Below are 20,969 nucleotides of genomic sequence, written 5' to 3'. Positions count from 1 at the left end.
GGCGCCGCGCGCTTCGCTGGACAAGCCTCGGGGCGGCGCCCAGAGTGGCCGTCGACGGAGGACGAACCCATGGCAGTGACCGGCATCGGCGGCTTTTTCTTCAGGTCCAAGGACCCCAAGGCGCTGGCGGCCTGGTACCTGGAGCATCTGGGCGTCGGCGCGCCCGAGGGCGTCTATCTCTGGCCCCAACAGGCCGGCCCCACGGTGTTCTCGCCCTTCAAGGCGGACAGCGACTATTTCGCCGCCGACAAGAGCTGGATGCTGAACCTGCGCGTCGACGACCTGGACGGCCTGCTGGCCCTGTTGCGCGCTGCGGGCATCGAGGTCATCACCAAGGACGAATGGGACGCCACCCCCGAGGTTGGCCGTTTCGCCCGCATCCATGACCCTGAGGGCAATCCCATCGAACTGTGGCAGCCGCCGGGCTGATTGACGGCTGGTCCGCGCCACAGCCGCGCCACGATGCGGAGTTGGCGCGCGCAGGGCGGAGCGCTAGCGTGGCGTCTTCAGTTCGGGAGGGACGACATGAAGCCTTGGAGCGGGATCGCGGCGGCGAGCGTGCTGGCGCTGACGGTGGGGATGGCCGTAGCGCCCGCCCTGGCCGCGCAGGAACCGGCGGCGGCTGAGCAGTCGCAGGCTTCGCAGGCCTTCTCGGACATCGTGTCAGACTACGAGGCCTGGGCGCGGTCGATGGATCCCATCACCGCCGGCTCGGAAGGCGACCGCGAAGCCCTGTCTCGCCTTCCGGACACCAGCCGAGAGGCGGAGCTGGCGGCCCGCGCGCCTCTGGGGGAGTTCCGTGACCGGCTGGCGGCCGTGGACCTGGGCGGGCTGAACGCTGAAGAGCGTTTGAACCATGCCCTGCTGACTCGCTCGGTGGCTCTGGATCTGGAGCGGATCGAGCTGGACCAGGGCCGCCTGGCCTTCGATTCCGAAGGCGGGGTCGAGACGCTCGCGGGCTACCTCGCCTCATCGACCCGTATCGCCACGCGCGCGGACGCCGAGGCCTGGCTGGCGCGGCTGGGCGGCCTTTCGACGCTTTATGACAACGCCTTGGCCGACGCCCGACGTGGCATCGAAACGGGCATGGTCCAGCCCCGAATCATCGCCGACCGCGTGGTGACCTCGACGGCGGCCGCGGCGGCCTTCACGCCGGCGAACGACCCGCTGCTGCGCCCGTTCGCCCAGCGGCCCGCCGCGATCAGCGAGGCGGACTGGGCCGAGATCAGGAGCCGGGCGGAGGCCATCATCGCCGCGGAGATCATGCCGGCCCGTCAGCGCTGGGCGGCCTTCATGCGCGACGAGTACCTCGCCGCGTCCCCAGCAGAGCCCAATGCCATCGGACTCGGCAATCGACCGGGAGGGCGCGAGGCCTATGCGTTCGCGGCGCGCTGGTACACCACCACGGGCATGACGCCCGATGAGATCCACCAGCTGGGCCTGTCGGAGGTGGCGCGCATCCGCGCCGAGATGCAGACCGAGATGGCGGCGGCGGGCTGGACCGGCTCCTTCGCCGATTTCCTGACCTTCCTGAGAACCGATCCGCAGTTCTACGCCCAGTCGCGCGAGGAACTGATGATGCACGCCCGCGACATCGCCAAGCGCGCGGACGACCAGATGCCGGCCCTGTTCAACACCCTGCCCCGCCTGCCCTACGGCGTGCGGCCGGTGCCCCAGGAGATCGAGGCCAACTACACCACCGGCCGCTACAACCCCGGCAGCCTGGTGAACGGCATTGCCGGGGGCTACCTGGTCAACACCTCAAGCCTCGACCAGCGAGGTCTCTATGAACTGCCGGCCCTGACGCTGCACGAGGCCGTTCCGGGCCACCACCACCAGATCGCCCTGCAACAGGAGCTGGGCGACCAGCCCTGGTTCCGGCGGAACGGGGACGCCACCGCCTTCGTCGAGGGCTGGGGCCTTTATTCGGAATTCCTCGGCTACGAGATGGGCATCTACCGCACGCCGTATGAGCGGTTCGGCCGCCTGTCCTACGAGATGTGGCGCGCCTGCCGGCTGGTGGCCGACACCGGCATTCACTGGATGGGCTGGGACATCGAACAGGCTCGAGCCTGCTTCCGGGACAACTCGGCCCTGTCGGAGCTGAACATCCAGACCGAGCTGGAGCGCTACATCTCCTGGCCGGGTCAGGCCCTAGCCTACAAGATCGGGGAGCTGACCATCCTGCGCCTGCGCCGCCGCGCTGAAGAGCGTCTGGGCGACCGTTTCGACGTGCGGCTCTTCCACGACGCGGTGCTGCTGGGCGGACCGGTGCCGATGGACGTGCTGGAGGATCGGATCGACGCCTGGATCGAAACCCAAGCGGCGCCTTAGGAGCCTTTCTCCGATAACCACGTTTGGGTCTGCTCAGGGGGAGCCTTCGGCTGAGAGGAGCTCCGAATGCGCAGACTCATCACCACCCTGGCGGCCGGCGCCGCCTTCATCGGCCTGGCGGCGCCTGCGTCCGCCGGCACATCCGCGACTACCGCGGCCTCGTCATCGGTCATCGCGACCCAGTACCGGGGCGACTGCTACCGGGGCGAAAGCTTCAGCGAATGCCGTCGCCGGATCGAACAACAGCAAAACCGGGACGATTACGAGCGGTACTACCGCTATGACCCGTACCGGTACGGCTACGACAACCGGTATCAGTACAACCCGTACGACTATGGCCAGTACGGCTACAATCGCTATGGCCAGTACGACTACAACCGGTACGGCTACGACTATGGTCGGCACTACAACAACTACGGAAACGGCTACGGTTACGGCAGCACCTATGGCTACGGCAACGGCTATGGTGTCGACGCCGGCACCGCCCTGGCCCTGACCATTCTGGGCTCGGCGCTGGGCGTGAACATCGTCGGCACCACGGACGACCGGGACTACTACAACCGGTACCGCTACGACGACAGCTGGCGGCGCTGGTGCCAGAGCCGCTACCGGTCCTTTGACTGGCGGTCAGGCACCTACCTCCATAACGACGGCTATCGGCGCTACTGCCGGATGTATTGACGGCAAGGGGCGGGAAGACGCCCCACTCACGATCGGCCATGACGGGCACCCGAACTCCAGGAGCCCGTTATGGACTTTCGCATCATCGGCCTATCGCCGGACCTCTTCCGCCCGCTCTACGGCCTGAGCGACGCCGAACTGGCGGCGCGAGGGGTCGAGCGGGTGCGGGTGGACCAGCCGCACGCCGCGCCATGCCGGATCGGGCTGGATGACATCCCCCCGGGCGGCTGGGCGCTGCTGCTGAACCATGAGCACCAGCCGGCTGACACGCCCTACCGCAGCCGCCATGCCATCTTCGTCGAGGAAGGCGCCGAGACGGCCTTCGATCGCGTGGGGGAGATCCCGCCCGCGCTCCGGCGACGCACGCTGTCCCTGAGGGCCTTCGACGCCGCCCACCGGATGATCGACGCCGATCTGATCGAGGGCGCGCAGGCCGAGCGCCTGCTGCTGCCCATGCTCACGCGGCCTGACACAGCCTATGTGCAGATCCACTACGCCCGGCGCGGCTGCTATGCGGCGCGGACGGAGCGCGTCTAGCGCGTCCCGAACAGCCGGTCCCCCGCGTCGCCCAGGCCCGGCACGATGTAGCCGTGGTCGTTCAGGCGCTCGTCGATGGCGGCGGTCCAGACGGGGACGTCGGGGTGGTAGGCCTTGATGCGCTCCAGGCCCTCGGGCGAGGCGACGAGGCAGACCATCCGCAGGTTGGTGACGCCGCGCTCCTTCAGCCGCTCGATGGCGGCGACGGCGGTGTTGGCGGTGGCGAGCATGGGGTCGATGACAATGACCAGGCGGTCGGCGATGTCCTCGGGCGCCTTGAAGTAATACTCGACCGCGACCAGCGTCTCGGGGTCGCGGTAGAGGCCGATGTGGGCGACGCGGGCGGCCGGGATCAGGTCGAGCATGCCTTCCAGCAGGCCGACGCCGGCGCGAAGGATGGGGGCCAGAACCAGCTTCTTGCCGGCCAGCCGCTGGGCCGTCGTCGGGCCCACCGGGGTCTCGATGTCGCTGGGCTCCAGCGGCAGGTCGCGGGTAACCTCGTAGCAGAGCAGGGTCGAGATCTCGCGCAGGAGCCGGCGGAACTGGGCGGTCGAGGTCTCCTTCCTCCGCATCAGACCGAGCTTGTGCTGGACCAGGGGGTGGCCGACCACCGTCACGCCGTCCATCGTCGTCTCCATCAGAACACCGTGCCGTCCGAAATGATCTTCAGCGGCGGACCGCCGCCGTCGCGCAGCCGCGCCGCGACGCGCCGCCCGGCCGCCCAGGTGCCGCCCTCGAGCACGCTGGCCAGGGGCATCTGCTCGGCCGTGACGCCCAGTTCGGCGCGGACCAAGGGCGCGATGCGGTCGAGCAGGGCGACGGTCATCGACCGCCAGGCGACCACCAGCGGATCGGACACAGGCCAGTCGCGCGCCGCGTCGCCAGGGTCCTTCAGCGCCAGAACGCCCATGTCGAGGAAGAGGCCGCCGTTACGATATTCGGCCAGGCCCGTGAGGCCGTCGAGGTCGACCACCTCCAGCCCCGCCGCCTGCAGCGGCTCGACCAGCGAATAGCTGAGCCACTGGCTGAGCTTGTGGATGGGGACCAGGCCGTCGGTTGCGTCGTCGCGCCTCAGCGCCGGATGCGGCCACGTGTCCCCGAGATCGATCCCGCCGAGCGTCAGCCGGTCCTGCCAGACCGGGCCGAGCGCCTCCAGCAGCACCTCCAGCATCACCGGCGCGGGAACCCGGCCATCGGACGCGCGCGCCTTCATGGTGTCGTAGAGGCCGCCGGGCCGCGGATCGTGGCCGAGCGCGAACAGGTCTGGCCGCGCCGCGACCTGATGGCCGAGCCTGCGCAACAGGGCCGCCCTGCCCTCCAGTCCCGCCAGCGGGTTGTCAGCGGACACCTGGAATCCTTCGGCCAGTCCCTCGGCGGTCAGGCCCTGCAAGCCCGCGGCGGTTGCCTTGAGGCTCCCCTCCGGACCGGCGAAGGCCCCGGCCTGGAACATGCGCAGCGAGGCGAGCGCCAGACCCTCGGACCTCGCCGCCTCGATCCCCGTTGGCGCGTCGCGATAGCGCCAGCCGGGGCCCGAGCCCGCGTCGAGCAGGACCGAGACGATGGCCTGGTCGAAGGCTGTCCGCGCCCGCGCGTCGGTCCCCTCCCCCGCCGCCAGAGCGAGTTCAGCCCACAGGTCCCGCCCGCCGAAGACGAAGTGCCGCCAGCGCGCGTGGAACGGGACCTTCAGGTCCGGATACTGGTCGCGGATCACCTCGGCCACGAAGGCCGCCGTCTCCGGCAGCCGGTCGAGGTCGACGCGCCAGTGATCGAGACCGCCCGTGAGGCCGATCTCCAGCATCTCATGCGCCCGCTCGCGGACGGCGGCGGCGCTCAGCAGGCGGCGGGCCGCCGCTTCCTCAGAACTTCTCAAGATCGCGGCCCACCACGCGGGTCAGCTCCTCGGCGGACTTGGCGCCTTCGGGCGTGAAGTAGCCCGCGGCCTTCTTGGCCTCCATCTCGACCGAGGCGTCCGGCGGGATCAGCTCGTCGGGGATCGGCACCCGCTCGACGATCTCGATGCCCGATGAGGCAAGCGCGTCGTGTTTCATGTTCGACATGGAGATGAAGCGGTCGATCCGCGTCACCCCCAGCCAGTGGAGCACGTCCGGCATCAGCTGCTGGAAGCGCGCGTCCTGCACGCCGGCGACGCATTCGGTGCGCTCGAAATAGGTCGCGGCTTGGTCCCCGCCCGGCTGGCGCTTGCGCGCATTGTAGACGAGGAATTTGGTCACCTCGCCGAGCGCGCGGCCTTCCTTGCGATTGTAGACGATCAGGCCCGCGCCTCCGGCCTGGGCCTCGCGCACGCACTCCTCGATGCCGTGGGTCAGGTATGGCCGGCAGGTGCAGATGTCCGAGCCGAAGACGTCCGAGCCGTTGCACTCGTCGTGGACCCGGCAGGTCAGGCTGCGCTTCGGGTCCGCGATCGCGTCGGCGTCGCCGAAGATATAGAGGGTGATACCCCCGATCGGCGGCAGAAAGACCTTGATGTCCGGCCGGGTGACGAGGTCGGCGTACATGCCGCCGGTCTGTTCGAACAGGGTGCGGCGCAGCGCCGTCTCGGTCACGCCAAAGCGCTCGGCGATGCCGGGCAGCCACCAGACCGGATCGATGGCCGCCTTGGTCACCGCCACGTCGCCGCTTTCGTGCACGATCTGCCCGTCGACCTGGATGCGGCCGGCCGCGATGGCCTCGTTGATCTCGCCGAGCTGCAGCCGCGCCTTGGTCACGGCGATGGTCGGGCGGATGTCGACGCCCTCGGCGATCTCCTCGGCGAAGTCCTCCGCCACCCGCGCGCCCCACGGATCGAGCGAAACGATCTTCGATCCGTCCATCCACTGGGGGAACGGCCCGACCGGCGTGGTCGGCGAGGTGTTGGTGAGGTCCGGCCGGTTGTTGGCCGACATGGCGCCCGAGGACACCGCTAGGGCACGATAGACCGAATAGGCTCCGCCGTGCGCGCCGATGGCGTTGCGGTCCGAGCCGGCGTTGACCGTGCCGACCACCGGCCCGCGCTCGCGCGCGGTCGGCGCGCCCCAGTTTATGGGAAAGCGGCTGGCCGCGCCGCCCCCGGGGTGAGAGTTGAGGCGGATATGGCCGCTGCGGTTTGAAGTCATGCGTGGTGCGAGTCCCCGAAGGAACCGCTCAGTCAGACACCATCCGGGGCCGCTGGCAAGCGGGAGTTCAGATCAGCCCGAGCGCCGCCTGCTGCTTCTTGGGAAGCTTGGACGCGATGATGCCGTGCGCGATGCGCAGGTGCTCGGCCAGCTCATCGTCCGGCCAGGCGTCGGGCGTCTCCAGCTGCACCCACTTGGCGCGCGCCATGTAGGGCGCGGGCGCGGCCCGGCCCGACTCGGTCAGCACCTCGAAGGCGATGTCGGACACCTTGAAGGACAGGCTCCCCAAGCCGCCGACCACGGCGAACATCTTGCCGCCGACCTTGTAGGCGTCATGACCCGGGTCCCACGGATGGTCGAGCGTAACGCCGGGCAGGGCCAGACAGACAGCCTTCACCCCCTCCCGGTCCATGCTCAGGCGTCCGCTTCCAGGCCGGTCGGGCAGGTCACGCCCGTGCCGCCGATGCCGCAGTAGCCGCCCGGGTTCTTGGCCAGGTAGGCCTGGTGATAGCCCTCGGCGAAATAGAAGGGCGGCATGGGCGCGATCTCGGTCGTAATCCGGCCGTGCGCTTTGGCCTGGAGCGCCTGCTGATAGGCGTCGCGCGACGCCTCGGCGGCGCGGCGCTGGGCCTCGTCGGCGTAGTAGATGGCCGAGCGGTACTGGGTGCCGATGTCGTTGCCCTGGCGGTTCCCTTGCGTGGGGTCGTGGTTCTCCCAGAACACCTTGAGCAGCTCCTCATAGGAAATCTCGGCCGGGTTGAAGACGACCTGCACCACCTCGGCGTGGTTCGTCTTGCCGCCGCAGACCTCCTGGTAGGTCGGGTTCGGCGTCACCCCGCCCGCATAACCGGCAGCCGTGACCCAGACGCCCGGCAGCTTCCAGAACACCCGCTCCACGCCCCAGAAACAGCCCATGCCGAAGACGGCGGTCTCGAAGCCTTCGGGATGGGGTCCCTTCAGGGGACGGCCATTGACGAAATGGACCTCATCGGTGGGGATCGGATCGGGGCGGCCGGTGGGGGCGTCGGACATGGCTGAAACTCCTTCGGCGCCAATATGGGATCGCCCGCGGCGCTTGCCCACTGGGCCCCGTCGTTATATTCCCCCGCCTCCTGCCGCGACGGGCGCTTCGCCGCCCGCCCCGCGCGCTGGTATGGACAGGTGGCCGAGTGGTTGAAGGCGCACGCCTGGAACGCGTGTATAGGTGCAAGCCTATCGAGGGTTCGAATCCCTCTCTGTCCGCCAGCCTCTCTGGGTTTCTCGTTACTATTCGTCGGGTTGCGGATAGGCGGGTTGGAGCAACCTAAATAGCGGCCTAATCTAATCAGCCGTTGATGCAAGGCTCAGGCCGGGGCGCTGAGCAGGTTGTTGGCTTTCAGGAACTCCTGATGGGACACCATCCGGTCCGTCACTTCGGCCACCTGCCTCTCAACGCGTGAGAGGGACGCTTTCCCGGCTGAGCCCTGTCTGGCGTAAAGCGGGTTGTGGCTGATCGGCTGGATGCCCTGGCCCAGCATCACCGCGCACCATGACGTGTGGGAGAACAGCTCGTCCGACGATGAGATCAGCAGGCCACGGTCGCGGAAGATTTCGACACGCTGGCGCAAGGTCTCCGGTATCGGCATGGCCGCCACTTCCCGCCAGAGCGGCGCGTCATCCCGCTGGGTCGCGTGATAGTGCAGGATCACGAAGTCGCGGATCAGCTCCGCCTCAGCGACGGCCCGGGCGTTGTAGGTGTCGATGTTCGTCTGGGAGAACGACCGGTCCGGGAAGTGCTGAAGCAGGCGCGTCACGCCGGACTGGATCATGTGGATGCTGGTCGATTCCAGAGGCTCGATGAAGCCTGACGCCAGCCCGAGCGCCACGACATTCCGGTCCCAGAACTTCCGGCGGCGGCCCGTGGTGAAGCGCAGGACGCGCGGCTCGGCCAGGGCGTCCCCGTCCAGCGCGCCCAGCAGATCCGACGCCGCTTCGTCCTCGCTCAGAAAACGGCTGCAAAAGACGTAGCCGTTGCCCGTCCGGTGCTGGAGCGGGATACGCCACTGCCAGCCAGCTTCGCGCGCCGTCGAGCGCGTATAGGGCGTGATCGGATCGACCCGGGCGCACGGCACGGCGATGGCCCGGTCCATCGGCAGCCAGTGCGACCATTCCTCGTAGCCCGCATGGAGTTTTTGCTCGATCAGCAGCCCCCGGAAACCGGTGCAGTCGATGAACAGATCGGCCTCAAGGACGCGCTGGTCAGCGAGCCTGACGCCGGCGACGAAGCCGTCAGGGCGCAGGTCGGCGTCGAGGATCTTGCCTTCGATCCGCTCGACCCCGAGGCGCTCGCAGAAGCCGCGCAGATAACGCGCGTAAAGGGAGGCGTCGAAATGATAGGCGGAGTGAAACGCCTGCAGCGGCGAGCGCGGGTCGGGCTCGAGGCGCGCCATCTTGCCCTTGCGCGCCGCCTGGGCGCAGAGGGAGTAGGCTTCGATCGGGGTGTTCAGCCCCTCGGCGCGCGCCGCGAGCCAGCCCTGGTGAAACCCCCCCAGGTCGGTCCCCAGACCAAAGGCGCCGAAGGGATGGAAATAGGTGTGACCCTTTCGCCCCCAGTCGACGAACTGGATCCCCAGCTTGAAGGTCGCCTGGGTGGCCCGCATGAACTCGGCCTCGTCCAGGCCGATCAGGGCGTTGAACTGCCGGATGGCGGGAACGGTCGCCTCTCCCACCCCGACGATGCCGATCTCATCGGATTCGACCAGCCGCACTTCGCGGTCCGGACCCAGAGCCCGCTTCAGGGCCGCCGCGGCCATCCAGCCGGCGGTGCCTCCCCCCACGACCAGCACCGACTGGATCGGCCGCGTGTCTCTCTCAACGGTCAACGGTCAGCTCCCCCTAACGCGTCGTCGATGGCCCGCCGTTCCTCCACCGAGAAGTCGGTCTTCTCACGCGCGGTCAAGGTCTCGGAGAGTTGTTCGAGCGTGCGCGCGCCGACGATGGCGGAGGTCACCACCGGGTCACGCAGCGTCCAGGAGACGGCCATCTGCGCCAGGGTCTGCCTACGCTCGCGAGCGATCCGCGCCAGCGCCCCGAGGCGGAGTCGCATCCCGGGATCCAGGCGCTCGCCCAGGTTGACCGCCGAGGCGGCCCGCGACCCCTCTGCCGCGCCCTCAATCTGCTTGTCGGTGAGCAGGCCCTGCGCCAGGGGCGAAAACACAATGCAGCCGAGGCCGAGCGCTTCCAGTTCCGGGAACAGCTCGCTCTCGATCTCGCGATCAAGCAGGGAGTACCGCGGCTGGTGGACCAGCAAGCGCACGCCTTCCTCGGCCAGGACCCTAGCCGCTGTCCGGGTGTCCTCGGCGTCGTAGGAGGAGAGGCCCACGTACAGCGCCTTGCCCTGCCGACAGGCCTGGGCGAGGGCCGACATGGTCTCTTCGATCGGCGTGTCGGGATCGCGGCGGTGCGAATAGACGATGTCGACGTAGTCGAGCCCCAGCCGCTTCAGGCTCTGGTCCAGGCTGGCGATCAGGTGCTTTCGCGACCCGCCGTCGCCAAGGGGACCTGGCCACATGGGCCAACCCGCCTTCGTCGAAACGATGATCTCGTCGCGATAAGGCCGGAAATCCAGATCGAACGCCCTGCCGAAGCTCTCCTCCGCCGAACCTGGCGGCGGACCGTAATTGTTCGCGAGATCGAAGTGGGTGACGCCCTGGTCGAAGGCGTATCGCAGCATCGCGCGGCGGCTGTCGAAATCCTGGTCGGACCCGAAGTTCTGCCAGAGCCCCAGCGAAACCGCCGGCAGCTGCAGCCCGCTTTGACCACAGCGGCGGAAGATGCCGCCCTTGTAGCGGTCGGCGCGGGCGTTCCAGGCCATCCGGTCATCTCGCAATTTTCTGCAAAGAAAACGCTAGAACGGCGCAGCTTCCGGGGCAAAGGGTTTGTCTCCATCGAGGGTTGGAGGCAGACTACCTCACGCAAACGCCATGGAAATCGACCTTGGGAGGGGCGACATGGAGAAGGCCAAGCTAAGCTTTTGGCAGATCTGGAACATGTGCTTCGGATTCCTCGGAATCCAGATCGGCTTCGGCCTCCAGAACGCCAACACTTCCCGCATCTTCCAGACCCTTGGGGCCGAGGTCGATTCCATCGCCATCCTGTGGATCGCGGCGCCGCTGACGGGCCTGCTGGTCCAGCCTATCGTAGGATACATGAGCGACCGGACCTGGGGCCGGTTTGGCCGCCGGCGGCCCTACTTCCTGTGGGGCGCGGTCCTGACTTCACTCGCGCTCATCTTCATGCCGTTGTCGCCCTCGCTCTGGATCGCCGCGGGCATGCTCTGGCTGATGGACGCCTCGATCAACATCACCATGGAGCCCTTCCGAGCCTTCGTCGGAGACAACCTGCCCGAGGAGCAGCGCACCCAGGGCTTCGCGATGCAGAGCTTCTTCATCGGCGTGGGCGCTGTCCTCGCTTCGCTGTTGCCGTGGATGCTGTCGAACTGGTTCGACGTCTCGAACACGGCGCCCGAGGGCGTCGTGCCAGACTCCGTCCGCCTCGCCTTTCACATCGGCGCGGCCTGCCTGTTCATCGCCGTCATGTGGACGGTCATCTTCAGCCGCGAGTACAGCCCCGAGGAGATAGACCGTTTCGAAGCAGCGCGACGTGTCCGCCTCGGGGAAGGGAACGAAACTGCCGAGGCGACCTCGCCTCGCTCGTCGGCGGGCGGCGTGCTGTGGCTGTTCGCGGGTGTTGTCCTCGCGGGTCTCGTCTGGTGGGCCGACCTGAACAAGGAAGTCTACATCCTGGGCGCTGGCCTCGCGGCCTACGGCCTGCTCCAGATCGTCGCCAACGGCATGAGAGCGGCTGGAAGGTCGAACGGACTGGTCGAGATCCTGGGGGACATGGCCGCCATGCCGGCCACGATGCGCCAACTAGCGGTCGTGCAGTTCTTCTCCTGGTTCGCCCTGTTCGCCATGTGGATCTACGCGACACCGGCCGTGACCAGCTTTCACTATCAGACGACCGACACGACCTCGGTCGCCTACAACACGGGCGCGGATTGGGTGGGCGTCCTGTTCGGCGCCTATAACGGGGTCGCTGCGCTCGCGGCCTTCGCCATTCCGTTGCTGGCCGCGCGGGTCGGCCGCCGGAGCGCTCACGCGATCAACCTGAGCCTCGGCGGTCTGGGCCTGCTGTCCTTCTGGTTCATCCGCGACCCGGCCTTGCTGTGGGTGAGCATGATCGGCGTCGGGATCGCCTGGGCTTCGATCCTGTCAGTGCCCTATTCGATCCTCGCCGGCGCGCTGCCGGCCCGCAAGATGGGCGTCTATATGGGCATCTTCAACTTCTTCATCGTGATCCCTCAACTCGTCGCCGCGACCATTCTCGGCCTGCTGGTCCAGCGTCTTTTTGGGGACAATCCGATGTTTGCCCTGGCGATGGGGGCCGGATCGATGTTCGCGGCCGCCGTCTGCTGTTACGCAGTCTCGGACCCCGTGGCGCGCCCGTCGTCATCGGCTTCCAGCCCCACGTGAGACGGGAGCCGACTTGAGCCACAAACTGACCCGTCTGGAGGATCTGGCCACCTTGGCCGGAGTGTCGGTTTCGACGGTTTCGCGCGCGCTGAACGACCATCCGGCCGTCAGCGCGCGCACCAAGCAGGCCATCTGGAAACTCGCGCGCGAGCACGAATATCCCTTCCGCCACTACATGCCCGCGGGCCCGATCGGAGCGGACGCGACGATCTGCGTGGTGGCGCCTACCCCTCAGGGCCGCGACGGCCGTTTGTCCGACCCCTTTTTCCTTGAGCTGCTGGCTGGTGTCGGCGAAGCGGCGCGCGAACGCGACTGCGATGTTATGGTCAGCCATTTTGCGCCGACCAGCTTCGACGACCTCGCGGCGGCCATGAACACCAGCCGGGCCGAGGGCGTCATTTTTCTGGGTCAGAGTTCGCTCCACCAGGCCTTCAACCGTCTCACGGCCATCGATCCCCGGTTCGTCGTCTGGGGCGCAGAACTGCCTGCCCAGGACTATTGCTCTGTCGGCAGCGACAACCTGATGGGGGGACGGCGGGCGACGCTGCATCTGGCCCGGCTGGGGCGAAAGCGCATCGTGTTTCTGGGCGACACGGAGGCGCCGGAGGCGATGCAGCGCCACCGCGGCTATCTGGAGGCTTTGGCTTCGGTCGGCCTGCCTGCCGATGAGGACCTCATCCAACCAGCGCACTTCGAGGTAGAGTCCGCCGAGAGCGCCGTGGACGCCCTGTTCCACAAAGGCGTGGCCTTCGACGGTCTTGTCGCGGCCTCGGACCTGATCGCCCTGGGCGCCATCCGGGCCCTGGACCGGAACGGGATACGCGTTCCGCAGGATGTTTCGGTGATCGGATACGATGACGTCTCGTTCGCGCGATACGCGACCCCCGCGCTTTCGACCATCGCGCAGGACGCGGCCAAGGCCGGCCGACTGCTCGTTTCAAAGCTCCTGGACTCGGCGCCTGGCGGAGCCCGCTCGGAACGCCTGCCGACCGACCTGATCGTGCGCGAAAGCTGCGGCGCCTAGGGCGCTTCTGCGATCACGCCTCCCCGATAAGGCAGCCGCTCGGCCGAACCGCCGTTGACCGAAGCCAGGATCCGCCCGAGCGGCGGTGTTGAGGCCTCGCCGGCCCCCAGGTTGATGGCGCAGATCAGGGTGCGACCCTGATGAGAGCGTTCGAACACGACCACAGGCTCGTGGGACTCCCGGAGGTGCAGGGACCCGAGCCGCAGCGCCGCTTCCGAACTCCGCAGCGCCAGCAGGCGCCGGGTCAGGTTGAGCGCCGAGGTCGCCTCGCCTTCCTGGCGCTCGACCGCCAGCTTCCGGTGTTCGGGCGGGCAGGGCAGCCAAGGCTCCCCGGCGGTGAATCCTCCGGTGGGATCGTCGGCGCGCCACGGCATGGGCGTGCGCGCGCCGTCCCGGCCGAGGGTCTCGGGCCAGTTGGCGATGGCCTCGGGGTCCTTCAGGGCGGACAGCGGCAGGTCGGCCTGAGGCAGCCCCAGTTCCTCGCCCTGATAGATGATCGGATTGCCCCGTATCGCCGTCAGAAGCAGCAGATTGAGCTTGGCGGTCGCGGCACAGTCTTCAGGACTGGCCCACCGCGACGCGGCGCGGGGGGCGTCGTGATTTGACAGGGCCCAACTCGGCCACCCTTCCCCCTCGGCGCCCGTCCAGGCGCGGAGCGCCGAACGCAGAAGTTCGGGAGTGAGCCGCTCGGCATACAGGAAGCTGAAGGCGTAGGCGCTGTCGAGACCTTCCGGGCCGGCCGTGTACGCCTTCATCTCCCGATCCGCGAGCTCGCCACCGATCTCCGCGAGGGTGAAACGGCCTCCGTACTCGCTGACCACCGACTGCAGGCGGTGCAGCATGCGCACGATGTCCGGGTGAGACTTGTTGAACAGGTGCTGTTGGTAGTCGAAGGGCCGACCGCGCTTGCCGCCGTCGATGGCGGGCGGATTATCCCTGAGCGACGGGTCGTGCATCATGAAGTTCACGGCGTCCAGGCGGAAGCCGTCCACCCCCCGCTCCAGCCAGAACCGCGTCGTGTCGAGGATGGCCTCCTGCACGGCCGGATTGTGCAGATTGAGGTCCGGCTGGGACGGCAGGAAGTTGTGCAGGTAATACTGCTTGCGCCGCGCGTCCCACGTCCAGGCCGGTCCTCCGAACACGGACTGCCAGTTGGAGGGCGGTGACCCGTCCTCTTTCGGATCCGCCCATACGTACCAGTCCGCCTTCGCGCCCGCGCGATCGGCCCGGCTCTCCACGAACCAGGCGTGCTGGTCCGAGGTGTGGGAGTAGACCTGGTCGATGAGGACCTTGAGACCCAGCTCATGCGCCCGCTCAAGCAGCCGGTCGAATTGGGCCATGTCCCCGAAGATCGGATCGACCGCCCGGTAGTCGGAAATATCGTACCCGAAGTCCTTCATCGGCGACTTGAAGAAGGGCGACAGCCAGACAGCGTCCACGCCGAGGGAGGCTACGTAGTCGAGGCGCTCGATCACGCCCTGCAGATCACCGACGCCGTCCCCGTTGGTGTCGAGGAACGAGCGTGGATAGATCTGATAGATGACCGCGCCACGCCACCATTCGGCGGCCGCTGTGACAGGTTGGACGCGGGCGCGCTCGACGATCAAGTTCAGCCTCCGACGGGGGTCGCGCAGACAACGTAGGACAGGGGCGCCAGTTCGACGGCCACGCTGCCCGGCGCGGACGCCTGTGCGGGGCATTGCCCATGAACCGAGGTCCAAGCCAATGAAGATTCGTTCACGCGCACATTTCGGCGGAGGGCTTCACTGGACGTATTGAGCACAACCAGCGTCTCCCCGCCGTCTTCGTCCACCCTGGAAAAGGCGAAGACGCCCGGTCCCTGAACGTAGTCGCGAACGATCATCCGCCCGCTGCGCAGGCGGGCGTCGGCCGCCCGGATTCGGGCCATGGCGGCGAGGGCCTCAAACAGGGGCCCCTCCGTTCCAAAGTTCGCCTCGGCGGTGGTGGCGTCTGAACCGACCAGTCGATTGTCATTGTAGGAGGCGACCCGGCTGGGGAACATGTCCTCGCGCGCGTCCTGGTCGTTTCCGTCCCCGACGAAGCCCTGTTCATCCCCGTAGTAGATCACCGGCACGCCGCGGGCGAACATCATCAAGGCGTGGGCCAGGATCACCCGGTTCAGCACCTCGTCTTCGGAGGCCTCAGGCCGGCCTTCGCGAACGAAGCGGGCGAACCGGCCCATGTCGTGGTTACCGAGGAAGGTCGGCATGCGCATGGCCTGCTCGGCGCCGCCCTCGTAGAGCACGTCCATATCGAACAGACGCGCCAGCCGCTCGGTCGCTTCGCCGCGCGCGATCACATCCGCCGTAGTCTCCTGGAAGGCGAAGTCCAGCACATAAGGCAGTCCCGCGATCCTCGTCTGTCGGGCAAGCCCGGCGGCTTCCAGGTCGTAGACCTCTCCGAAGACGTAGAAGTTCGGAATGCCGCGCGCGGCCGCCCTGGCCTGCATCGCCGGCACGAAGGCCTGCCAGAACTCCGGATTCACGTGCTTGGCCGTGTCTATTCGGAAGCCGTCGATGCCGAACTCGTCGATCCACCAGCCGAAGATGTCGATGAAGCCGTCGACGACCCGCGGGTTTTCGGTCATCAGGTCGTCCAGCCCGGCGAAGTCGCCGTAGGTGGTGCTCTCGCCCCACCAGGCCGAGTTGCCCCGGTTGTGATAGTAGATCGGGTCGTTCAGCCAGGCCGGATTCTTGACGTCCTCCATCCCCGCGGGAATCGTCGGCGTGTAGGCCCAGCTCGGATCGGTCAGGCGCGCGAAGTTCTCCGCCGTCCGGACCTGGTCGCCCAGGAAGCCGTCATTGATCGGCTCGCCGTCGACGCTGCGGCTGTAGGGGTAGTCAGCGACCGAGCGGTAGTTGCAGCCGCTCGGGCACTCCGGGTAGGTGATCACGTCGGCAGTGTGGTTGGTGATGATGTCCAGATAGACGCGCATCCCCCGCGCGTGCGCGGCGTCGACGAAAGCGCGCAGGTCCTCCTGCGTGCCGAAGTGGGGGTCGACGTCCAGGAAATCGGTGATCCAGTAGCCGTGATAACCGGCGGACTCCTGGCCGGGCGGGCCCTGCACCGGCCGGTTCCGGTAGATGGGACCGAGCCAGATCGCGGTCGCGCCCAGGCTTTGAATGTAGTCCAGCCGCTGAATGAGGCCTTGCAGGTCGCCGCCGTGGTAGAATCCCTTGTGGGTGGGATCGAAGCCCGTCGTCAGCCGATCGCCTGTCAGCCCGCCCTCATCGTTTTCGGTGCTGCCGTTTTCGAAACGGTCGGGCAGCACGAAGTAGATCACCTCGTCCTCGACAGGCCGGAGGCGCAGCGCCTCCTGCGCCGAGGCGGGCGCGACGGCGGGAATGAGCGCCAGCACTGCGGCGGCGCCCGCCAGCATCATCTTCTTCAGCCTGGTCATGTGGACACCTCCGAAGGCGCGAGGGCGGCTAGGAACGACTTGTGCGTGGTCATGGCGTCGGCGGCTCCTTTGACCATGCGCCGCGTATCACCCATGAGCTGGGCGAGCTGGGAGTCCGACAGCCGGTCGGCCAGGCGATCATAGCCCGCGGGCGAGAGGCCCTGTCCGTACAGGACCTGGAGCCAGCTGGATTCGGTGAAGAGGTCGAACTCGTCCTGACGGATGCGGCCGTTGGCGGCGAACAGGGCCTGCTTTTCCAGCAGGCTGTCGGGTCTGCGAATTTCGGTGCGGCAATGCCGCCAGAATGGCGTGTCATCGCGCTCCACCTGAGCATAGTGCAGCACCAGGAAATCGCGCACGGCTTCGAACTCCGCCCTGCTCTGGCGATTGAACTCGGCGACGTCGGCGGCCTGGATCCCCTCGGTCGGGAAGAATCGGATCAGCTTGTCGACGTCCGCCTGGATGAGGTGGATGCTGGTCGACTCCAGCGGCTCCATGAAGCCCGAGGCCAGCCCCAGCGCGACGCAGTTGCGGTTCCAGAGCTTGCGGCGAACGCCCGTCACGAAACGCAGCGGTCGCGGCTCGGCGAGGAGCTCTCCCTCCACGTGCGTCTTGAGCGTGGACACCGCCTCGTCGTCGGAAATGAAGCGGCTGCAGTACACATAGCCGTTGCCCGTGCGGTGCTGCAGCGGGATGCGCCACTGCCAGCCGGCGTCCCGCGCCGTCGAACGGGTGTAGGGGTGAGGCGACCCCACGTTTTGGCTTGGGACGGCCATGGCCCGGTCACAGGGCAGCCACTCCGACCAGTCGTCGTAACCGGTCTCGAGCGTCTGCTCGATCAGCAGGCCGCGAAAGCCCGTGCAGTCGATGAAAAGGTCCCCCGCGATCTCGCCGCCGCGTTCCATCCGGATGGCGGCGATGTCGCCGGTGTCGGGGCGCCGGAGGACGTCCGCGACCTTGCCCTCGGTGCGAACCACGCCGAGCGCTTCGGCGTAGTCGCGCAGGAAGCGGGCGTAGAGCCCGGCGTCGAAGTGATACGCATAGGCGAGGTCAGCGCCATGGCCGAACAGCCCGCGCTCTGCCGCCTCGGCGTTGAGGGAATAGGCCCAGAGATCCTCGGCCTGCTCGCTCTTGCGAGCTTTTAGCCAGTACTGATGGAAGGACAGGCCGCCGACGTTGCGGCCAAATTGCCCGAAGGCGTGCAGGTAGCTATGGCCCCTGCGCTTCCAGTCCACGAACTGGATGCCGAGCTTGATGGTCCCCTGCGTGCGCCTGAGGAAGTCCTTTTCGTCAAGCCCGAGCAGGCCGTTGAACAGCTTGATCTGGGGGATTGTCGCCTCGCCTACGCCGACGATTCCGATTTCGTCGGACTCGACGAGCTCGATCCGGATCAGCGAACCGAACACCTTGGCGAGCGCGGATGCGGCCATCCACCCTGCGGCGCCGCCTCCAACGATCACGACTCGGCGCACGGGGCCCGGCATAGCTCCTCCGCATTCGATCCGCAGAGCGGACCCCTGAGAAAAAAAGAGCCCCGGGCGAGGTCCGCCCGGGGCGTTGAGTCGCTCAGGACTTTAGTAACGCCAGTTCACACCCAGCAGGAAGGTGCGCCCGTAGCGCTGGTAGTCGATGACCCGATCCTCGGAGTCCTGGTAGGTCGAGAACTCTTCGTCGGTCAGGTTGTTGACCTGCAGGGTCACGCCGAGACCGCTCAGTGGGCCGATATCGAAGGTGTAGCCGAGCTGGGCGTCGATGACGTTCTCGGCGTCGACCATCCGGAGACCCCTGCCGTTGGCGAACACCGCCACCTCACCCAGGAAGTCGGAGCGATAACGGCTCGATATCCGCGCCTGGAGGCCGTTCCGCTCATAGTAGAGCGTGGTGTTGATGACCTCTTCCGACAGGCCGGGCAGCGGGGTGAAACCGCTTCCGGGGCCGTTCGGCTCGATCTGGCTGTCGGTCATCGAGGCGCTCATGAACACCCCGAAGCCGTCGAGCGCCGGGTGGAAGATGTCCAAAGGCGCGTTGAAGGCCACTTCGACGCCGGCGATCGAGCCGCCTTCGCCATTGGCCGGGTTGCTCACGAAACCTTGGCGCAGGAGCGGCTCGCCGGCGGGGCCGACGGGGAAGCCGGTGAAGTCCGCCAGTCTGCGCTGGTTGTAGATGTAGGTCTCGAGATCCTTGTAGTAGGCCGCGATCGAGATGTAGCCGCGACCGCCGAAGTAGTGCTCGTAGGCGATGTCGAACGACCGGGCGATCCACGGCTCAAGGAACGGGTTGCCGCCGCCGCCGCTCCAGGGCGAGAAGTCCAGATTGCTCGAAAGGCGCCGGGACTCATCGTAGTTGTACGTGAAGCTGGCTCGCATGTCGTCGAGGCGGGGGCGAGCCAGGGTGCGGGCGGCGCCCAGGCGCAGGAAGTCCTGATCCGAGAGAGCCACGGTCAGGTTGAGGCTCGGCAGAACCTCGACGTAGTCGTGAGACTCGTCGACCGGCACCGAGATGGTCGTGGCGCCCGAGCCCGTCGCGGCGAAGCCCTGGGAGGCTTGCTCAGTCTGGACGACCTGCACGCCGAAATTGCCGGTGACACCCTGGGTGCCGGACAGCGGCATGTCGATGTTGAACTGGGTGTAGAAGGTCGTGACCGTCTCTTCGACGTTCCAGTTCTTGGCCGCCACGTCCCCGTTCGGATTGCGGACAAGCGTGTAGACGCCCGCGCTGAGGAGCGCGAAGGGGTCATAGCTGATCATCCCGGGGATGCCGAGGAAGTCCAGAGACGTGATCCCGCGCCGGGCCGACTCGGGCACCACCACGTCCGAGGCGCTGAGGCCCAGGAACCATTCATTCGCTGTCAGGGACTTCTCGCGGTCGGTGTAGTTGACCCCGAACTCGATCGAGTCGAGCCAGGTCCCGCCGATGTAGCGTTCGGCGCTCAGGCGGATGGCGTTCAGCTCGTCCTCGATGGACGGGCTGTTGAAGTAGCCGGCCTGACCGCCAGGGATGACGTCGCCGCCCCAGCCCTGCGGGCTGGTCAGGCGGATGGTGTTGAAGTCGGCGTAGTTCAGGGTCGACGTGAACCGGGTGCCCGAAGGACCGGTCGTGAAGCCCATGTTGTCCGTGGCGCCGAAACCGGCGCGGCCGGTGCCCGAGTAGGTCTCGAGGATGACGTCTTCGCGGCTGATGGACGAGTGGCTGAGGTCCAGCTCGGCGGACCAGAAGTCATTGATCGTGAACTGGGTGTTCCAGCCGATCGCGAACAGTTCGGAGTCCCGGGTGTTGACGTCGTTGCGGACGACGCCCTTCACCCCGTTGAACTGGCCCTGAACGACGAGGCCGTTCTGAGCGACCGAGCCGGGCTGAAGCGTAGCCGACGACCAGTACAGCGGCAGCTCGATGCCCCTAAGAACCTCCTCGAAGGCGAACTCCGAGTAAAAGGCGTCGACGGTGGAGCGGACCTGCTCGTTGGGACGGAACTCAAACGTGGCGAAGTAACCGTCGCGCTCCAGCAGGCTGGACTGCACGTAGGGCTTGGCGCCGCCGATGACGACCGGGTCGGGATCGGCCGGATGGCCGCCGACCGTCGGATAGCCCCAGGCGTTGAAACGCTCGGCCTGATAGGGCGAGCTCATGGACGCATAGCCCAGCGCGACGCCGACACGGTCGTCGAAGAACTGGTCCACGAAGGAAATGTTGTAGCGGTAGCCGTCCTCATCGGTGCCCGCGTTCAGCGCGCCGATGTCGTTCCACTCGTACCGCGCGCCGAGGGCCAGAGCCCTGCGGCCAAACTCCAGCGGCCGGATCGTGCGGAGGTCGGCGGTGCCGGCCAGACCCTGGCCGATCAGCGAGGCGTCCGGCGTCTTGTAGATCACGACGCCGCTGAGCAGTTCCGACGGATACTGGTCGAACTCGACGCCGCGGGCGTCACCGGCAGTGACCTGTTCACGACCATTGAGGAGCGCGGTGGTGAAGTCCGGGCTGAGGCCGCGGACGCTGATGACCTGGGCGCGGCCGTTCAGGCGCTGGGCCGTGATGCCCGGCAGACGCGCGATGGATTCGGCGATGGAAACGTCGGGAAGCCGCCCGATGTCCTCAGCCGACACGACCTCGACGATCGAGCTTTCCTCGCGCTTGACCGAGATCGAGTTCTCGAGGCCGGCGCGGATGCCCGTGATGACGAGTTCCTCCACCGTGGTCTCGTCGTCTGGCGGCGTGTCCTGCGCCAGCGCCGGCTGTGCGACAGCCACGAGCGCGAGGGACGTCGCCGCGCCGCAGAGAAGACTCGCGCGGAACCGGTTGGTTCGGATGAACATAGGGTGCCTCCCATTGCGCGGCCCTTGTTCGTTGACCGT

The 20,969-nt window shown here is 67.4% G+C and carries 17 protein-coding genes and 1 tRNA gene; 7 read left to right on the top strand and 11 right to left on the bottom strand.

Annotated elements, in window-relative coordinates; all coding sequences use genetic code 11:
* Positions 1–69 precede the first annotated feature (69 nt).
* The 4 genes from Q0M60_RS09475 (at position 70) to Q0M60_RS09460 (ending at position 3,552) form a co-directional block, all read left to right on the top strand.
* Positions 70–429 (top strand): VOC family protein, encoded by a 360-nt coding sequence (locus Q0M60_RS09475; RefSeq protein WP_296818613.1) that lies wholly within the window; start codon positions 70–72, stop codon positions 427–429.
* Positions 430–525: 96 nt separating this feature from the next.
* Positions 526–2,334 carry a DUF885 family protein gene (locus tag Q0M60_RS09470; RefSeq protein WP_296818611.1) on the top strand — a complete coding sequence of 603 codons (1,809 nt, stop codon included), beginning with the start codon at positions 526–528 and terminating at the stop codon, positions 2,332–2,334.
* 66 nt (positions 2,335–2,400) lie between these two features.
* A complete protein-coding gene (locus Q0M60_RS09465; RefSeq protein WP_296818609.1) occupies positions 2,401–3,015 on the top strand; it encodes a BA14K family protein in 615 nt (204 codons plus the stop codon).
* Between the two features lie 69 nt (positions 3,016–3,084).
* Positions 3,085–3,552 carry a DUF1203 domain-containing protein gene (locus tag Q0M60_RS09460; RefSeq protein WP_296818607.1) on the top strand — a complete coding sequence of 156 codons (468 nt, stop codon included), beginning with the start codon at positions 3,085–3,087 and terminating at the stop codon, positions 3,550–3,552.
* Here the strand turns inward: Q0M60_RS09460 and upp are convergent.
* From upp to msrA, 5 genes are all read right to left on the bottom strand, one after another.
* Positions 3,549–4,178 carry a uracil phosphoribosyltransferase gene (gene upp / locus Q0M60_RS09455; protein ID WP_296818645.1) on the bottom strand — a complete coding sequence of 210 codons (630 nt, stop codon included), beginning with the start codon at positions 4,176–4,178 and terminating at the stop codon, positions 3,549–3,551. The two genes, Q0M60_RS09460 and upp, sit on opposite strands and share 4 nt — an antisense overlap.
* Positions 4,179–4,189: 11 nt before the next feature.
* Positions 4,190–5,422 carry a URC4/urg3 family protein gene (locus Q0M60_RS09450; RefSeq protein WP_296818605.1) on the bottom strand — a complete coding sequence of 411 codons (1,233 nt, stop codon included), beginning with the start codon at positions 5,420–5,422 and terminating at the stop codon, positions 4,190–4,192.
* Entirely contained in the window at positions 5,409–6,665 is a 1,257-nt protein-coding gene (locus tag Q0M60_RS09445) for a GTP cyclohydrolase II (RefSeq protein WP_296818603.1), read from the bottom strand. Before Q0M60_RS09445 ends, Q0M60_RS09450 begins: the two co-directional genes overlap by 14 nt.
* Positions 6,666–6,732: 67 nt before the next feature.
* Positions 6,733–7,077 (bottom strand): MmcQ/YjbR family DNA-binding protein, encoded by a 345-nt coding sequence (locus Q0M60_RS09440; protein ID WP_296818601.1) that lies wholly within the window; start codon positions 7,075–7,077, stop codon positions 6,733–6,735.
* A 2-nt stretch (positions 7,078–7,079) separates the two neighbouring features.
* Positions 7,080–7,697 carry a peptide-methionine (S)-S-oxide reductase MsrA gene (msrA, locus tag Q0M60_RS09435; protein ID WP_296818600.1) on the bottom strand — a complete coding sequence of 206 codons (618 nt, stop codon included), beginning with the start codon at positions 7,695–7,697 and terminating at the stop codon, positions 7,080–7,082.
* Between the two features lie 123 nt (positions 7,698–7,820).
* Here msrA and Q0M60_RS09430 point away from each other — a divergent pair.
* Positions 7,821–7,910: transfer RNA gene (locus Q0M60_RS09430), tRNA-Ser, on the top strand.
* Between the two features lie 98 nt (positions 7,911–8,008).
* Here Q0M60_RS09430 and Q0M60_RS09425 read toward each other — a convergent pair.
* Positions 8,009–9,526, bottom strand: a complete 1,518-nt coding sequence (locus tag Q0M60_RS09425; protein ID WP_296818598.1) for a tryptophan halogenase family protein — start codon at positions 9,524–9,526, stop codon at positions 8,009–8,011.
* The gene (locus Q0M60_RS09420; RefSeq protein WP_296818595.1) at positions 9,523–10,518 is read right to left on the bottom strand and encodes an aldo/keto reductase; all 996 of its coding nucleotides are present in this window, start codon (positions 10,516–10,518) and stop codon (positions 9,523–9,525) included. Before Q0M60_RS09420 ends, Q0M60_RS09425 begins: the two co-directional genes overlap by 4 nt.
* Positions 10,519–10,654: 136 nt before the next feature.
* Here Q0M60_RS09420 and Q0M60_RS09415 point away from each other — a divergent pair, with 136 nt between their 5' ends.
* Positions 10,655–12,178, top strand: coding sequence for an MFS transporter (locus tag Q0M60_RS09415; protein WP_296818593.1), 1,524 nt, complete (start codon positions 10,655–10,657; stop codon positions 12,176–12,178).
* A 13-nt stretch (positions 12,179–12,191) separates the two neighbouring features.
* Positions 12,192–13,202, top strand: a complete 1,011-nt coding sequence (locus tag Q0M60_RS09410; protein ID WP_296818591.1) for a substrate-binding domain-containing protein — start codon at positions 12,192–12,194, stop codon at positions 13,200–13,202.
* On the opposite strand, the gene Q0M60_RS09405 is transcribed toward Q0M60_RS09410, so the two are convergent.
* From Q0M60_RS09405 to Q0M60_RS09390, 4 genes are all read right to left on the bottom strand, one after another.
* A complete protein-coding gene (locus Q0M60_RS09405) occupies positions 13,199–14,809 on the bottom strand; it encodes an alpha-amylase family glycosyl hydrolase (protein ID WP_296818589.1) in 1,611 nt (536 codons plus the stop codon). The genes Q0M60_RS09410 and Q0M60_RS09405 overlap by 4 nt on opposite strands.
* 2 nt (positions 14,810–14,811) lie before the next feature.
* The gene (locus Q0M60_RS09400; RefSeq protein ID WP_296818587.1) at positions 14,812–16,623 is read right to left on the bottom strand and encodes an alpha-amylase family glycosyl hydrolase; all 1,812 of its coding nucleotides are present in this window, start codon (positions 16,621–16,623) and stop codon (positions 14,812–14,814) included.
* Positions 16,620–18,107, bottom strand: coding sequence for a tryptophan halogenase family protein (locus tag Q0M60_RS09395; protein WP_296818585.1), 1,488 nt, complete (start codon positions 18,105–18,107; stop codon positions 16,620–16,622). The genes Q0M60_RS09400 and Q0M60_RS09395 overlap by 4 nt, the downstream gene beginning before the upstream one ends.
* Before the next feature lie 90 nt (positions 18,108–18,197).
* Positions 18,198–20,930 (bottom strand): TonB-dependent receptor, encoded by a 2,733-nt coding sequence (locus Q0M60_RS09390; RefSeq protein WP_296818583.1) that lies wholly within the window; start codon positions 20,928–20,930, stop codon positions 18,198–18,200.
* Positions 20,931–20,969: the final 39 nt, after the last annotated feature.

The organism is Brevundimonas sp. (assembly GCF_024711105.1).
GTDB lineage: Bacteria > Pseudomonadota > Alphaproteobacteria > Caulobacterales > Caulobacteraceae > Brevundimonas.
This window is presented reverse-complemented; position numbering and strand designations above follow the sequence as displayed.